The 17,052-nt window shown below is 67.3% G+C and carries 7 protein-coding genes; 4 read left to right on the plus strand and 3 right to left on the minus strand.

Features of this window, described 5'->3' with window-relative positions; all coding sequences use genetic code 11:
* Positions 1-18: 18 nt before the first annotated feature.
* Positions 19-1,635 (minus strand): ShlB/FhaC/HecB family hemolysin secretion/activation protein, encoded by a 1,617-nt coding sequence (locus G370_RS0106435; protein ID WP_019659856.1) that lies wholly within the window; start codon positions 1,633-1,635, stop codon positions 19-21.
* 201 nt (positions 1,636-1,836) lie between these two features.
* Between G370_RS0106435 and G370_RS0106440 the strand changes: the two genes are divergently transcribed.
* A complete protein-coding gene (locus G370_RS0106440) occupies positions 1,837-2,172 on the plus strand; it encodes a hypothetical protein (RefSeq protein ID WP_010485349.1) in 336 nt (111 codons plus the stop codon).
* A gap of 90 nt (positions 2,173-2,262) precedes the next feature.
* Here the strand turns inward: G370_RS0106440 and G370_RS0106445 are convergent, their stop codons facing one another.
* Positions 2,263-2,712: a general secretion pathway protein gene (locus G370_RS0106445; protein WP_019659857.1), complete on the minus strand. Its 450-nt coding sequence runs from the start codon at positions 2,710-2,712 to the stop codon at positions 2,263-2,265.
* A 115-nt stretch (positions 2,713-2,827) separates the two neighbouring features.
* Here G370_RS0106445 and gspH point away from each other — a divergent pair, with 115 nt between their 5' ends.
* From gspH to G370_RS0106460, 3 genes are read left to right on the plus strand one after another with little or no spacing between them, the layout of a single operon-like run.
* Entirely contained in the window at positions 2,828-3,274 is a 447-nt protein-coding gene (gene gspH / locus G370_RS0106450) for a type II secretion system minor pseudopilin GspH (RefSeq protein WP_019659858.1), read from the plus strand.
* Positions 3,271-3,633, plus strand: coding sequence for a type II secretion system minor pseudopilin GspI (gspI, locus tag G370_RS0106455; protein ID WP_019659859.1), 363 nt, complete (start codon positions 3,271-3,273; stop codon positions 3,631-3,633). The genes gspH and gspI overlap by 4 nt, the downstream gene beginning before the upstream one ends.
* Positions 3,630-4,244 carry a prepilin-type N-terminal cleavage/methylation domain-containing protein gene (locus G370_RS0106460; protein ID WP_019659860.1) on the plus strand — a complete coding sequence of 205 codons (615 nt, stop codon included), beginning with the start codon at positions 3,630-3,632 and terminating at the stop codon, positions 4,242-4,244. Before gspI ends, G370_RS0106460 begins: the two co-directional genes overlap by 4 nt.
* Before the next feature lie 344 nt (positions 4,245-4,588).
* On the opposite strand, the gene G370_RS0106465 is transcribed toward G370_RS0106460, so the two are convergent.
* Positions 4,589-16,981, minus strand: a complete 12,393-nt coding sequence (locus G370_RS0106465) for a filamentous haemagglutinin family protein (RefSeq protein ID WP_019659861.1) — start codon at positions 16,979-16,981, stop codon at positions 4,589-4,591.
* Between the last annotated feature and the right edge of the window lie 71 nt (positions 16,982-17,052).

A 17,052-nucleotide genomic window follows, 5' to 3' on the forward strand; every position in this document is an offset into this window, starting at 1 on the left:
GCATGTTCAAGGGAAGGGTCAGTAACTGGTGCTGATGTTGAAATGCAGGCGCGGGTCGTCCTTGCGCGTGACCGGGCCATCGGCATAAGGCCAGGCGTAGTCCAGGCGCAGTTGCAGGTGTTCGCCGAGGCGCATCTGCGCGCCCAGGCCGACCGAGGCCAGGTTGTACTTGTCGCGCTGTTCGGGCAGCGGCTGGCGCAGGCGCAGGTAGGCCGCATCTGCAAAGCTGTAGACGCGCAGATCAGTGCCGCTCCACAGCGACCACGCCGGGGTGCGCCATTCCAGGCTGGCCAGGCCGCCGTAGTCGCCGATCGCCTCGGCCGACAGATAGCCGCGCACGGTGTACATGCCACCGGCGGCAAACTGCTCGGCCGACACCAGCGGCGCGTCGGTTACCTGCAGCGAGCCACGTGCGTACCATTGCCAGTCATTGCCGAAGGTGTGGGTGTTGGCCACGTCGGCCTTGAAGGCCACGAAGCTCGGGTCGGCCCAATAGCGCTTCTGGCCGAAGGCGGTGGCGTCGCTGCCGTAGCCGAACAGGCGGCGGGTGCCGGCAACCAGCTGTGTGTTGATGCTCAGCTGATCCTGCTCGCCCTGGCGCACGCCCACGAAGGCCAGCGTGATAGGCGCGTACTTCAGCGGCGTCTTCAGGCTGTCCTTGCCCATCTGGGTATCTTCCTCGGTGTCCTTGAAATCCACACCAAGGCTGAGCTGGCGCCACCACTGACTGCTGCCCGCCAGGCGGTAATTCAGCTTGACACCGATTGAATGGCCATTGCCGATCACATTGGTACCGCTGCCGGCGCCGCCCTGCCCACCTGCGTTCAGCACACGGCTGTCGGACTTGTAGCCAGACGCTTCCAGGCTCCATGGGGTACCTTCAAACGGCATCGTGTACGAGGCCGAGAACACCTTGGCCTGTTTGGTGTCTTCCGGTGCCAGATACACGCCGATGTTGGCGCTGTGCCCGCGCTTCCACAGGTTGTCGTAGGCCAGCGATGCACTCAGGCGCAGCTTCTCGGTGTCGGCGCTGTGGTCATTGTTGAGTGACGCGCTGGCACGCCACGGCGACTTTTCTTCGACCTGCAGGTCCACATCCATCGTGCCCGGCACCTGGCCTTCGCGCACCAGCGGCATCACCTGGCGACGCCCGCCCTCATTCAGCGCGGTCAGTTCTTTCTGGGCCTGGTCGAAGTCCGGCACCTTGCCTTCCGCCAGCGCTGGTACGCGTTCGCGGATGCGCTCGGGCGATTCGTGCTTCGTTCCCACGACCCGCAGCTGGCCGATCGGTGTCTGCTGTACCTTCAGCAGCACTACGCCACCACTGACCTGCTGCTCGGGAAGCTCCACGTAGACCGACTGGTAGCCCGCCTGCTGGTACAGCGCATTGACTGCATCGCGTGCCTTCTCGACATCGGCCAGGGTCTTTCCCGGGCCGAGGAAGGGCTCGACCGCGCGCTCGATCTGGCGCGGATCGAGCACGGTATTGCCGCGCACGATGTATTCATTGATGTTCACGCTGGGCGCAGGCGCTGCCTCCTGCGCGAACAACGGCAGCGGCATCGCGGCCAGGGCCAGCACCAGGGGATGCAGGCGCAAGGGAAGGCGGACGGCTCGGCACGGAACAGGAGTCATCGAAGGCATCGCGTCGTATCGAAGGTAATGGCCATGGAGCGGCGCGTGGGTCTACCAACAGGACGTGCACGTCGCGTCAAAACCGCCAACAGTTTTATGACAGCACTGTCATCTTTTGACAGCGCCGCAACGCACGCAGGCGGACCCTGCCTTCGCCACACGTCTTCATTGCAGAACGTCGATTGCTGCGGGAGATTCGAGATGCGTGAATCATTGATGGTGGAACTGCGTGCCGCCCTCACCCTTGCGTTGCTGCTGGTGTTGGCCCCGCTTCGCGCCGACGAGGCGAAGAAGCAGGAAGGCGCCGCGCCCTGTATCGAAGTACAGGTCAATGGCGAGCGTATTCCGGCCTGGGACTGCCTGCAGCGCAAACTTGCGCCGGCATCGAAAACGGCGAAATCACCGGCGCTGCCGGAGGCCGAACGCCTGATGCGGCAGCCCGGCAACCAACTGATGCAGTACAACCTGGAAGGCACACGACAGCGCATGGGCGATGCCTTTGGTCGTTCGGTGGTACCGCAGCGTCCGGCTCGCTGAGCCAGCGCCTTTGTAGAGCCGAGCCCATGCTCGGCTGTCTTTGCATTCATCGGCGATGCCGCGCAGGAGCTGCCGAGCGTAGGCTCGGCTCTACAGTGCGGCCGGCACGATGCCATCGGTCGGCACCGGCGGCAGCTCAGGCACCGGCAGGCTGCGCGATTGCCCGGCCTGGTTCAGTTCCACCGCGCTGGCACTGATGCTGGCCAGCACCGTGCAAGGTCCGAGCCGTTGGCCGGGCGCATACGCTTCCGCCGGGCGTCCATCCACCGAGAGCAGGGCCAATGGCGCATGGTCACCGGCCATCACGCCCAGCACCACCACCTCGGTCTGCACTGCACCGGGGGACAGCAGCCGCACCAGCGGCAGGCTAGCCACTGCATCGAACATCGGCCGTACCGGCGCCACGGCCTTCGCCTCGCTGGCCGCGGCCGCTGGCGCCACGGCAGACAGGGTGACACCCCAATAGGCCACCACGGCCAGCAGCAGCGTCGCCGCCAGCAGGGTCAGTATGCGATTGCGATCCCAGCGCCTGCCATCCATGTTCCGCACCACCGCCACGTTCGTGTCCGCCCACGCTAGCAGCTGTGGCTGACGCTTTTGTTTCATCATGCCGGCCTACGCTGGCAGGTATCGACCCGGACAGGAGGCAACGTCGATGCAGCGCGTGCCGCGTGGTTTCACCCTGCTGGAACTGATGGTGGTGCTGGTGATCATCGGCATCTGCACGGCCGGAATCGGGCTGGGCCTGGGCAGCCTGCTCGACCCGGGCCGGCAGCTGCGGCAGGAAGCCGAGCGGTTGGCGCAGCGCCTGCAGGTGGCGCGCGATGAGGCGCGCATCGATGGCCGCCCCCTGCGTTGGGAGGCCGACGCCAACGGCTATCGTTTCAGCCGCCGCGAAGGCAGCGGTTGGGTGACCGTTGAACACGATGATCTGCTGCGTCCGCAGAAGTGGCAGGCAACGGGCATTGCGGTGCAGCCCGCCAACCCCATTGAGCTGAGCCCGGAGTGGATCGGTATCGCCTGGGAGCTTGGATTGTCGCTGGAGGGTCGCAAACTGCGCCTTCGTGATGATGGCAGCGGACAGTTGCAGGTCGTGCAATGAAGCAGGCGGCGCGCGGATTCACCCTGATCGAAGTGCTGATCGCATTGGCGATCGTATCGATTGCACTGGCGGCGGTGATGCGCTCGGTGGCAGTGGCGACCGACGATCAGTCACGGCTGCGTGATCGTCGCCTGGCACTGTTGTGTGCGCAGGATCGCTGGCAGGAACTGCGCCTGAGCGGACAGGCACCGCAGGATGCCCGGCAACGCTGTGTGCAGGGGCGCAGCAGCTTCCTGGTGCTTCAGCATCTGGGCACGGGCAACGATGGCCAGCCGCAGCTGGAACTGAGTGTGGTTGCCGAGGACGCTCCTCGGCAGTCGCTGGCGCGGATGCAGTTGCCATGGACGGCGGCGCAATGAGGCGCGCCGTCCGCGGCTTCACCCTGATCGAGGTGATGATTGCGATCACCATCATGGGCGTACTGGCACTGATCTGCTGGCGGGCGCTCGACAGCGTGGCCAACAGCGACCAGCGCCTGCGCCAGGCCGATGCCGAGACCACGACGACGCTGCGCGTGCTGCAGCAGTTCCAGCGTGATATCGAAATGCGCGCAGACGATGCGTTGATGAATGGTGCCGTGCGGCCGGCCGATCAACCGCAGCGGCTGCTGCCGCCTTCGCTGGTGAGCGAGCGGCATCCGGATGGGAGCTTCGCGCTGGAGATCACCCGCAGTGTCGGCAGCGATGGGCTGCGCTGGCAGCGGGTGCGCTGGTGGCGGCAGGGAAGTACGCTTTGGCGGGCCAGCGGCGCAGCGACGGATCGGTATCCCCTGCCGGCGCCGGATCTGTCGAAGGGCATTGCCGTGGCGCGCGAGGTACAGCGGTTCGAGGTGCGGGCCTGGCAGCCAGGAACGGGATGGGCCGTGTTGCCGAGCGAAGGCGAGGTAATGCCGGCCACCGGACTTGAACTGCGGTTGGGCCTGCGCGATGGGCGTGGGCCGCTGAGTTACCGGCGGGTGCTGGAGCTTTAGGATTCTTCCCAGGCAAGGCATCCACGCACGGCGTGGATCTACGGTGGGTGCCGACCGTGCCTTGGTGGGTGCCGACCGTTGGTCGGCATTGTTGTTGGCTCCGGAATCCGCGCATTGCATGGATCCCCCCGCCTGCCGCCGGGCACTCTCCTGCACCCGGCGGCGTTGTGTCGGTGGTCCTCACCGCTGATGGCCGCTCCCTGCCCTCCGTGCCGTCCTGGCTGGGGCCGCCACCGCTCCGTGGCGGCTGGCCCGATGCTGTCCGTTCTTCCGGCCCGATCGCATCCACGCAAGGCGTGGATCTACCTTGGTGCCGACCGTTGGTCGGCACGCTTGCAAGAGGCCTACCGGCGCTGCGTTCCCTCGTCGCGACTTGCCTGCGGGAACTGGAAGGCACTGTTGGCGTCATAGCCAGCGTTGGCAGTATTGCCACGCGCCGGCGGGTTGATGCTGCTGGTGCCGCTGCCGAAGCCGAGGATCTGCACACTGATCACCGAAGGCTGGTTGCGCCGCGCATCATCCTGGCTCTTGCGCATCACATCCTGTGCCGCTTGGCTGGCGCTGTTGGCTGCTGCACTGGCCGAGGCCAGCGCGTTGACGTTCACCGTGGCCAGCACGGGCAGGCCCTTGCTTTCACCCTGTACCTGGATGTTGGCGGCATTGAGCACCTGCAGCGCGGCCAGGTTGATGTTGCCCGAGACGCGGATGCCAGCCTCGCCCGCATCGATGGTGCCCAGCGGCGCGATCAGGTCGACGTCGCCCGGTCGTACTTCGGCAATGGGGTTCAACGTTGCGATACCTGCACCACTGGCCGGGGCCTGCGGCGACAGGATCACGTTGCCCCAGCCGTCATAGACGCGACGCGGTGGCGTGTACAACAACGTGGTCTGCGAACCACGACCGGCGTTGATGTCACCCTGCTCCGACCAGGCCAGGATGTCTCCGCCGAACGTTGTCATCACCCGAGACAGCCCCAGCAGAACGCTGTCCTGGCTGAACAGACGGATGTCACCCTGCCCCTGGGTCACCAGCCCGGCACTGGCCGGCGGCACCACGCCCTGCACACCCACCACGATCTGTCCGCCCGGCGCCATCAGCTCGATGTTGCCGCCGGCTTCGGTACGCACGCCGGAGCCCCCGTACATCAGGATGTCGCCGGTGCGCTGGATAGTCGCCCCCGTCGCATCCTTGTCCGGCATCAGCGTGGCGATGGCCTCGCGGCCGCGCAGGTAAGAACCGAAACGCGGACCTTCGGCATCGGTGTACTCGCGGCCACCTTCACGCAGTTCGGCGTAGTAGACCTGGCGCAGGAAGATGCGCTGCTGTTCCTTCGGCAGCCGGTCGAATGCTGCCAGGGCCTCGGCGCCATCAACCGCCAGACCGAAGCGCTGCTGCAGCCACTCCCTCAACTCCTTGTCGTAGATCTTCACCGCCTTGCCCGGCTGCGCAGCCAACGACTGCGAGGAATCGGCGAGGTTGGCCGGATCCAGGTAGTGCGTGCGCAGTGCATCGAAATCAATGCCCTGGTTGCCGGCAGTCACTGCGATGCTGGCGCCGGGACGGGCATCGCCTTGCACGACGCCGCCCAGGCTCACGATGCTTCCGGCCTCTTCCTGGCGCAGCTGCCGGCCCGCACTCACTTCGACGTTGCCGGGGCCGGCAACCGTCAGGTTGCTGCGGATGATGTCCCGGCCCGCTTCGATCCCGCTGATATCGGTACCGCTGGTGTTGAGCGCGGTGACATCCGCGCCGATCACATCGCGACCGGCGCGCAGCTGTACCGCCGAGCCCGCTTCGTACCAGTCGAATACGGTACGCGCGCCGTTCTCGGCATTGCGCGACAGTTGCCGCCTGTCGCCGCTTCCCAGCCCGATGATATCGCCGGCCACTGCATAGAACCGGCTGGCCACGGTCGGTGTGGTTGGCAACAGCACGCCGAGCGCGGTATTGGGACCGAAGGCAAAGTACGGCAGCGTAGTGCCAGGACTGGCGCCGTTCCCGTCCGCGGGTACATTGCTGCGCACGGTTCCCGCGTTTCCGGGGCCTTGCGCGATGAAGCCGGGATTGAATGGCCCGGGGACACGGGCATCACTGCTTGAGCGCACAATCTGAGTGGCCCGGTCGGTAGCCAGGATCGATCCTCCCGCCAATACCTCCAGCCGACCCGACGCCGAGGGCGCCAGCACGATGACGTCCTGGGCATCGGGCACGCTGCCACTGCGCAGACTGGCGAGATTGATGTTCCCGGAGGCCGCGATGGCCGTGAACCGGGAGGGATACAACCAGTAGTTGAGATAGGCATCGCCATTGCTGGGGTTGATCCTGATCACCTCCCTACCCTGGTTGCTGCCGGTCGTGTGCTGCGTGCCAACCAGGCCCGGCGAGAGATTTCCGCCTGCGGAGAACAGGTCGAGCGCGGTGCGCGGCGTCCACAGCGAGAACCAGCTTGTGCCCGACGCGTGACCGCCCCCTTCCAGCAGGATATCGTTGAAATTGGCCACGGGAACCCGGCCGGGATCGGCGGCACTACCCAGTACCACATCGCCGCGCGCCTGCACCTGGGCGGTGGAATCGCCCAGCGCCAGCACCGGCCCGGCCATCGCAACGGGTGCGTCGGCCACGAACGGATTGTGCAGGCCCAACGTGCCGTAGCTGCTTTGTATCGCGCTGAGACCGCCGATGCGCGCCGCCTGCAGCAGCGTGCTGCCGCGTAGATTGGTCACGGTGCCGTTGAGATCCAGATCCTGCTGGAAACCTTCGGGCTGCTGCGCGCTTGCGCGCAGGCCGGGGTTGACCGCTCCGCCGCTTCGCAGCGTCAGGTCTCCGCCCCCCGTCAGATGCAATTCACCGTTGCTGACCCGTCCGGTCGACCCGACCGCCGCGACGATCGCGCTGGAATGGGGCGCCGTCAACAATCCCAGAGCATTGCCCATCGGCGCGATCACGCCCGAGTGGCGGCCTGCTTCCAAGGACAGATTACCGCCGCCCAGCGTGCCGAAACCGGTAAAGCCGACCAGGCGAGGCGTCGCATCCAGCTCAGGGCCCACCGTGCTGTAGGTACCGAAATTGATCCACCAGCTGGTTGCGCTCTGCACTACACCAGCAGTCGTGCCCGATCCCTGGCGCCACAACCAGTTGCCCACCGCGGCGCTGGAATGCCCGGCCTGGTCGCGCTGCGGCGTGCCCGCCTCTGCGCGCGCGCTCCAGGTATCACCGGTGATATCGCGGCCCGCTTGCACGTGCAGATTGCCACCCTGGTCGGGATACCACGCCTGGTAAGTGGCGATGGCGGCATCGTAGCGGCCGGACGCCTGGACCGGGCCCAGCAGCGCGGTGTTCCTGGGCACTGGGGCCCGCCCCGGGGTGAACTGCGTGTCACGGCCATCACCCAGCGCCGTCGGCGCACCTGCGGTGTACACACCGAAACCGGACTTCATGCGCACATCCTGCACGGCCAGCAGCGCCAGGTCACCCTTGCCGGTGCGCAGGACGCTCCAGGCCGGTGCACCCAGGCGCTTGCCATAGGTCGTGACTTCAGTCAACGTGCCGCCGCCATAGCAGTAGCCCATCGCCGCGCAGATTTCTTCCTCCGACATGCCCATCTCGGCCCCGAGCTCCGTAGCCGGGCGGCCGACCCACGATTCATCGCCCCACCATGCCAGCGAGCCTTCCTTGTCGACCAGGCGCGGGGCCGGACCGCAGTAGGGTCCGGAATCACAGACATCGCTCTCGGTCATGCCAAGCTCCCGAGCGAGATCCGCTACGGGTTTTCCGACCCACGACTCATCGCCCCATAGATCCAGCGAGCCATCCACGGTGATCACGCGGTCGCCCTTCCATTCCGTCGTCGTGGTCACCGTACCGATGGTGCTGTAGTGGCTGTCGGCCAGCACGATGCTGCCGTCACTCCCCCAGCGCCGGGTACGCGGATCGGCGGCGGTCGTATCAGCACCGGCCACCGCGGTCAGGTCCCACGAGGTGGTGCCTTCGGGCAGCATGGCCGCCAGCGCCCAGTTGCGGCCCTGGCGTCCGCTGGCATCGGCCGCCCGCAGCTTCACCGGTGCATCGCCTGGCAGCTCCACCTTGGTCATCGACGGGATGATCGCACCGGCATGCAGGTTCAGCGCGCCTGAAAGCTTCATCGCCATGGGCAGGGCGACGCCGGCCGGCCACACCTGTGCGGCCAACGGCGCCGGCGTGCGCAGGCGGAAACCGGCACCCAGTCGGGCACCGGACTGCAACGCCAGCGCCTGTGCCAGCACGGTGCCGGCCACCATCACCTGTCCGCTGTCTGTGGTCACTACCGCGCCCAGCACGGTACCGGCCGGCAGCAGCAGCGGCCCGGACAACACCATCTCCCCCGGTAGCACGGTTCCGGCCGGCAGGGTTACCGCCTCGAAGGGCAGCGCATAATTCAGCGTGGCACCGGCGCGGAACTCGGTGCCGCCCTGGAGCTGGACACCCTCGCCCGGCACGATCAGGTCACCGCCAAACGCGGTGTTCGGTGAACCCGTACTGCGTCCTTCCAGCAACACCCAGCCGTCTTCATCGGGATTGGCAGGCGGTGGCGCGAACCCATCGTTGATGCTGCCGTAGACATTGACGTCGCCCTCGGCACGCAGTACCAGCGCGGCCGACTCACCGAAGCCACGGCGCGCAGGATCGGCCCGGTTCGACTGCGGTCCGTAGCGGTAGCCGGACAGATCGATATCACCGGCCACGACCAGATCACCGCGCGGGTTGTCACTGCTGGTTCGCGCCATGATCTGCACACCGGGGCGCAGGCGATAGCTGCCCAGTGCGGAGATGCGCTGCTGCAATCCGGTATTGGCCAGCGCGGCGTTCATCCATTGGCTGTTGTCCGGATCCACCACCGTATCCAACCATTGCTGGTTGATCACCTGCGGACGATGGCCATGCACGTCCGGAGCGCTGGCCAAAGGCGCCGAATCATAGCTGCGGAAGGCGTTGACCTGCACATCGCCGGCACCGGCGATGCGGATGCCGCTGGCCACCTCGATCGCTGCATCGTTGCTGCCCACGCGGGGCACGTTGAGCTTGACGCTGCCGCGTGCGCGGCCGTCGTTCTGGCCCGGCCCGCTACCGGTGGCCACCGACGTGCCGGCGCGCAGGTCCATCGAGGCAGCCGCACCCAGCTGCAGGCTGCCGTTGGCCGAGGTCAGTTCGATCATGGCCCGGTTCGGGCTGTCGATGATCTTGCCGTAGCTGTCCACGCGCAAGGCGCTGCCATGCGCGTCCAACGTGCCATCGATACGCAGCACGTCGCGGGCGGACAGGCGGATGCTGCCGACCTGTTCGCCACTGGCATCAATGCGGCCATTGACCTGCAGGCTGCCGCCATCGACGCTGATATCAACGTTGCGGGCCTTCACCTCATCGCCGATCACCAGGTCGCCTTCGCTCAACTGGAAGGTCCGGCCACCGGTAATACCATCGGCGGTAAGCCGTGTATTGAGCCCGGAGAAGTCCTGCAACTGGCGTGCGCGCACCACCACTTCGCCACCGTCATAGGGCACTTCGGTGCCACCGGCGTCGTAGCGGCCGCTGGCACCGCCAAGCAACGAACCTGCCAGATCGACACGGCCGTCCTGCGGGCCCAGCGCAGCAACGGTCAAGCGGCCGCCGCGGTTGTTGCGGGCGGAAAGATCGATCCGCGACGCCGCGTCGGCAACGATGTCACCTTCGCGGCTCGACAGCGCCACGTCACCGCCCCAGCTGTACTTGTCCACGTCGAACAGGCTGACCTTGCGCCCTGCCATGTCCAGCACTGCATTGCTGCCAAGCACCACGCCCTGGCGTGCGTTGGCCTCGAACCTGCCGGACGCCAACGCCACCCTGCTGTCGATCACAACGCGTTCGGCCGTGATGGACAACTCGGCACCCAACGCATCGCTGCCCGCGGTCGCCGCGGCGCCGCGCAGCTGCACCGTACCGCCATTGCGGATTGCCAGCTGCGCACCGGCATCACCGGTCAGCAGCGGAGTGACGATGTCCAGCGCGCCGCCACTGAACTGCCAGCCGCTGCCTGGCAGATAGTCGCCCTGCTGCTGGAACACATCGAGGCTGCCCTTGCCCGAGAACAGCATGCGGTCCGACGCTGCCAGGGTAACGCCGGCAAAGCCGAGCACCTGGCGACCGGCCGCCACAGACGAGTTGGGGCGGGTGAACGGCGCACGCCCCAGTTCCAGCACCCGTGTATTGATCTCCAGCTGCCCTTGGCCGAGCCGGCCCACCATCGCCTCGCCGGGCGGTTGTGCCAGCTCGCCGCCGGGCAGGTCGGTGCCGGTCAGTGTCCCATCCCAGGCCAGCGTGTCGGCGAAGATGCGCGCGCGGTCGGTGGCGGCAGCATAGCCGTGGATGGCCGGCGCACCCAGCACCAGATTGCGCAGGCTGCTGCGACCGGTCGCGCCATCGCGCGTATCCAGGTCGACACTGCCGAACACGTTGATGGCATCACGCGCGGTCAGGCTGAGCGCCTCCAGTGCGGGAGCGCCGATGGCGGTGTTTCCGCGCAGCAACCGCTGCAGCACCTCCTGGTTCATGGTCATGCCCGTGGGCAGGCCGCCGGCCGCCGACGCCATCGCAATGGCCTCGGTGCTGCCCAGGTTGAGTGCGGACATGCCCAGGCCGAGCTGGCGCGTGCCATAGCTCAGCGAGTCACCCATGTTCAAGGCGCCGTCGGTGACCACGTTGATGCTGCCCGCCGACAGCAATCGGGTCTGCCCACTGCAGTCCGCCTCGCAACCGCCGATGTCGATCGCTACCGGCCCGCCGGCACTTCCGCCCTGTGCACTGAGCGCCGTCAGGCGCTGGTTGGACACGGCAAGCAGGCCGCCCGCGACCAGGTAGGGCGCCGTGGGCTGCGCCACGCTCGACGGGCCCGACTGGGACAGGGTGTCGATCGAAACGCCCTGCTCGACAAGGATACCCCTGCCTCCGAACGCGGCCGACAGCAGCACTTCCTGCGCCGTCAGGTTGACGCCGTTGCGCACCACGATGTGCTGTGCGCCGCCCTCCAGCGCATAGGTGGTTGCATCGCGCCGCAGCGTGCCGCCGATCAGCATCGTTACCGGACGGAATGCATTGAGCGTGGTATCGGAGACGGTAGCGCCGCGCCCGCTGGCGGCATCGGCGCCCTCGCTGGCGATCTCCAGCGTTGCACCATTGGAGACACGCAGATTGACCGAGAGCGTGCCGCCGAGCCCGTCACTGCTGCCGGCGCCAAAGCGGGACAGGCCGAGGAAGGTTGCCGCCGGGGTACCCGACCGTCCTGCGCCTTCACCGAACACCAGGTTGAGGCTCCCGGCATCCACCGTCCGCCAGCGCAGCGCTTCGCCACGCCGCTCGGCCACGCCGTGCACGAACGCGTTGTAGGATGTTTCGTTGTAGCCGGCGTGGCGGCGAACCGCCTCCGCTGGTGTCAGCACCAGGTCGGTGAGCAACGGCGACACCGCCCCGCCCAGGCCCTGCGCGCGGTGCCCGCTGATGCGCCAGGAGCCGGTGCCGGTCGCCACCGGCGAGACGTTGCCCAGCGCGCTCTCGGCACCGATCTCGACGCGGAATGCGCCCTTCTGCAATGCGTAGTTCGCCGGCAGCAACGTGTAGGTTCCCGCCGGGAGTCCAGGCACGCCGTCCGGAATGACGATCTCCTGGCCGACACGGGGATCGACGCTGCCGTCACCGGTCGCCAGCGGTGCCTGCACGTCCGCTCGGCCCGGCACGATTGCGTAGACCGCATTGCCCGCGCGACTGAAGCCATAGCGTGGATTGGCATCCGCCAACGAATGCCGCAGGACATCGACCGAGCCACCGCGCCCGGCGACGAACGCAGCGCCGGTCAACTCACCTCCGCCGGAGACATCCACGATGCTGCCTGCGGCACCGTTGAAGGCGTTGGCGACGATGTCCACACCGATCGGGGCATCGATCGATCCAGGAACCAGCACATCGAACTCGGCGCCGTTCCGGCGCCATGTCACACCGTCCACGGTACCGCCAAACGGAAGCGCCAGGCCGGCGCCACTGATCGAGGTCACGCTGCCACCCAGCAGGTCGACGCGGCTGGCGCGATTGGTGTTTCTTTCACCGCCACCCAGTTGGACGCGGCCCCACGGCGCCTGCACGTTGCCGCCCTGCACCACCGTCGCCGCGACCAGTTCCAGGCGGCCGAATGCCGAATCCGGTGCCGGTTGCGTGGCACTGCCAACGCCGTGGATGCGCAATACAGCTTCCGGGTTCTGCCAGGCAGGCTGTCCCGACGGACCGATGTCCGCAACGCCAGCGACGATGCGCCCGCGCGCCCGGGCCGCCGGGTACAGACGGGCTGCACTGATATCGATCGAACCCGGGGACGACAACGAAGTTTCCTGGGCGCTGCTGGCTCCCGGTGCCAGCAGGCGGATGTCGCCACGGCTGTCCAGGTTGACATGGTCGAAGCCCGCCAGCCAGCTAACGTCGCGCAGGTCGATCAGGTTCGCCTTCACATCGAAACGATGTTGCTTCCCTTCGTCGAACCGCGCCTCGACCGGCCGCAGCGTGCCCTCCCCCGCCGGCTGCCACCAGCGTCCCTGCGCAAGGCGCACGTAGGGCGCGCTCAGCAACAGGCGGCTGCCCTCGCTGTTGCCTTCCGCAAACCCCAGGGCGCGCTCATTCATGCCATGGATGCGCAGGGTCTGGTCCATGCGCAGATTGACATCTCCCTGGGCGCGGAAGTCGCCGAACAGGGCCAGATGATCGAAACCACCGGCCTCGATCTGCTCCACCGACAGTGCCGCATGGCCGTACTCAAGGCGTGCAGGCAGGTCCGCCGTCTGCGCGGCGTGCTGGGTCAGCGAGATCACCCGCGGCGCCAGCACGTCCTTGCCCACTGCCGTTCTGCCGTAGGTGCCGCCCCCAAAGGCAACACCGAGGGTGCCGCCGCGCGCGCCGTCGCCGCCCGCTGCTGCGTCCAGTTCGCCCTGCAGGTACAGCGCATTGCCCGCGCGCAGCACGATGCTGCCGCCATCGCTGTCCACCCGGGTGCGCCCGCTGCCATCAATGTCCAGCAGCGCCGAAGCACCGGACGCGTCCAGCCGCGCACCGCGCTCCACCACCACGAAGGTATCGGGCGGCAGGTGGCGTACGTTGTCCTGGTCTTCCCAGTCCAGCGCCCCCCCGATCTCGATCGTTCCACCCTTGCGCACCTGTCCGCGCAATGTCCGGCGCGCGTCGGGCAGGGAAACGCTATCGCCACTCACGTCAAGCAGTGCGCCTTCGGCGATTGTCCACTGGCGCTCGCGGCGTGCATCGCCGCGTACGCCCGACGGATCGAATGCCTCATCCAGGCGGATGCGGCCGCCGGCCGCCTTCAGGTTGCCGGCCACCTTCAAGTTGCCGGCGCTGAACAGTTCGATCGACTGGCCCGGGTCGACCTCGATCCTGGCGCCCTTGCCAACGCGCAGATCGGCCGTGGACAGCAGATGCCCGGCGCGCAGTGTCAGGCGCGCACCGCCGCGCTGCGACACACGCCCGCTGCTCGGATCGGCCTCATACAGCGACGGCGTCCAGGCCTGCACGCCCAGCTCGCGGGTCAGTGCCTGCTGTGCGCCTTCGGCCAGCCGCAGCGCCGGTCGTTCCACCTGCAGCTGGGTACCTTCTTCAACCGTCAATCCGTTGTGACCGGCGATGTCATAGCCGGCAAACCCACTCCTGAACAGTGCTGGCTGCAGTCGCAGCGACGCCGCCGATGCATCCGTGCCAGGCGCGCCGATGGACACCACACCGCCGGTTGCCAACGTGAAGTTGCCGCTGCCATTGCCGAGCGCGCTGAAGCGTGCGTCCTCGCCGATACGGATCCGTCCGCTGCCGTCAGTGCCAACCTCGGTGCTGGCCGCGAGCAGGCTGACACTGCCACCCTTGCCTACGCGCCCCTTGCCACTGGCATCGATCGCGCCGCCGCCATCGACCAGAATCGCGGCCCGCTCGCCCACATGGATATCGTGGCTGCTGTTGAAGCGCACCTGTCCGCCGTCGATCCACGCCTGTGCGGGACCGCCATCCGGCGCAGCAAGCGCGTTGCCCCAACCGCCGCCAAGATCGATCCGTGCGCCAGCCGCAACATCCACCGCACCACGTCCGGACGTCAGCAATGCCGTGGGCCCGCCAAGCGCCGCAAGCAGATTTCCGGCTTCCACCTGCCCGCCGGCAATCTGCACCGTTCCACCAAAGTTGACGCGGCTTGCGGTGAGTCCAAGCCGGCCGCCCTCCTGCAACCTGAGCGTGCCATCGAGGTCGATATGACCGGCCGATGCGAGGTCCACCTGCCCCCATCGCTGGGCGCTCAGCACCTCACTGTCCAACCACACGGTATTGCGCTGTGCTTCCCCGACTGGCGCCTGCAGCGTCCACGGCCGGGTGTCGGCCTGGAGCGCTCCAATGCGGACATTCGAGTCGAACACCGCGCTGCGCCCGCTGTTGTCGAAACGCCCGAGCCAGAGCTGGGCGTTGCGGGCCGCCGCCGTCTGTGCCTGCGCGTAGCCCTCCTGCTCCTGATCGGGCCGGCGCGTCTGCTGTGCGCCCTGGAAGGCCACCGTATCCACCTGGCCCTGCAGAACGGCCGTGGGCGCCGAGATCAACAGGCGGCCAGCATCGCGTCCCACGGTATAGCCATTGTCGAAACGCTGGGTGGGTGCCACCAGCGGATTGCGGAACGATTCGGTCACCCCCCACCGCTCCTGCTTCACTTCATAGCCCTGGTACAGACCGTCGTACAGCATCTCGGCCGGTGCATCATCAAGCCGGTACAACTGCCCGTCGCGGCCACGCAGCCAGCTCTGCTGCACCACGCCGGACTGCACATCCAGGCTGCCACCGGCCAGATTGATGCGCGAACCGGCGTGGCTGACCACTTCCTTGCCTGCCAGCTGGACGGTGCCGCCCTGCGCCGCCCATTCGCTGATCGAATGCCCCTGATTGTCCAGGTAGCCACCCACTTCCAGCAGGCCGCCGCCGGCATACCAGCGCGTGCCTTCATAACCGCCGGTACCGGCGGCAACTTCGGTCAACTGGCGGCGGTCGATCCACACCTCGCTGCTGATCAGCTTGCCGCTGTCACGGTTGTCCGGCGAATCGCGCAACTCATTGCCCTGCACCTTCACCTTGACGTTGTTGCTTTCCATCGCCACCTGCACACCCACCGCACCGGAGACGTCCACGCGCGCGCCATCATCCAGATAGCTGCGCCGGCTGGCGTCGGCGATCACCTGGCCGCCGGTGGCCACCGCCAGCGAACCGGCCTGGAAGTTCACATCGCCGCCGGAGACGACTTCGATGCGGGATTGCTCACGGCGGTCCTGCAGGCGCGAGAGATTGTCGAAGGTGCCACTGTTGCTGGAACCGCGCAGCTTGTCCTGCTCGGCCGATTCCTTGATGAGCACGTTGCGCTGGCTGTCCAGCGCCGTGCTCTTGCCATCGTCTTCCAGCAGTACTGCCGTGGTCGAGCCGGCGGCCAGGGTCACGCTGCCGGCCGCATCGGACGCCGAGTTCAACAGGTGCACCGTACCGCGCTGGTTCAACGTGGTGGTCGCAACCGCAACGCCGGCCTGCTCGACGGTGCGGCCGGCCAGCGTGACATCGCCTTCGCGCGCCTGGATCAGACCACTGTTGCGAACACTGCCCGCCGTGCTGTCAGCGACGAAGCGCGGGGCAATCTCATTGCCGCGGGTGGTGGACGCGGTGTTCTGGGCGGTTCCCACGCCGCGACGGATCACGAAACTGTCACCGGCGGCCAGCTGGGTCTGTCCCTTGCGGGTTTCAATCTGGCCCGCGTTTTCCACGCTGTGGCCAGCCAGCAGCACATAACCGCCGCCCCGTGTAGCCGTGGTCGGTTCGTACGTGGTGATGCGCGCACCGCGTTCGACCATGACCTTGCCCACGGCGTCGGTCAGCGCCGAGGTGTTCGCGTCGGCACTGTACAGGCCCTGCTCGCGGAACTGCGCATCGCTGATGCGTGCGGCCGCTGCCACCAGATTGCGGACATTGACCTGGCTGTTGTTGCCGAACACCACACCGTTGCGGTTGGCCACGAACACCGTGCCATTGGCCTTCAGCTGGCCAAGGATCTGGCTGGGCCTTGCGGCGGGATCATTGACCCGGTTCAACACGGCCCAGTCGGGGTTCTGCAGGAAATTCAGTGTGGTGTTGCCACCAATGTTGAAGGTTTCCCAGTTCAGGATCGCCTGGTCGGCGGTCTGCTCGATGTTGACCAGCACCCGCCCGTCGGCCGCCTGCGACTGGATCGCGTCGCGCGCATTGATCCAGCCACGCGTCAACGGATTCTCGTCAACCTTCAGGCCATCCTTGCCCAGGCCATCGGCCACTACGAATCCCGCCTCGCGGCGCGCCTGCCGTGCCTGTTCCTGCAGGCGCTGCTGCAGGGCGATGGCCTGCGCGGCCGTACCAAGGTTGTCGATCGACTGCTGCAGCTTCTGCCGTGCCGCATCCTGCTGCTGCGCGGGTAGCTGGAACTGGATCGGCACACCATTGGGCATGCGCCCGCTCTGTGCGGCCGCGCCCTGCGCCGCACCGCGCTCGGCGAACCAGCCGGGGCTGAACGCCTGTTGGGCCTGAGTGGCCGGAGCCACCACGCTGCCGAGGGCCACTGCGACGGCCCAGGCCATCGGGTGGCTGCGCCACAGGGCAGCAGGGAAACGGGCGGTGGGCGAATGCGGGTGCGACATCGGGGACCTCGTCAACCTGATGGGCCGCGCTGGCGGCGGCGTGTACGGATGGGCCTGCGCCAGGCACGCCC

Source organism: Stenotrophomonas hibiscicola ATCC 19867, assembly GCF_000382065.1.
Classification (GTDB): domain Bacteria; phylum Pseudomonadota; class Gammaproteobacteria; order Xanthomonadales; family Xanthomonadaceae; genus Stenotrophomonas; species Stenotrophomonas hibiscicola.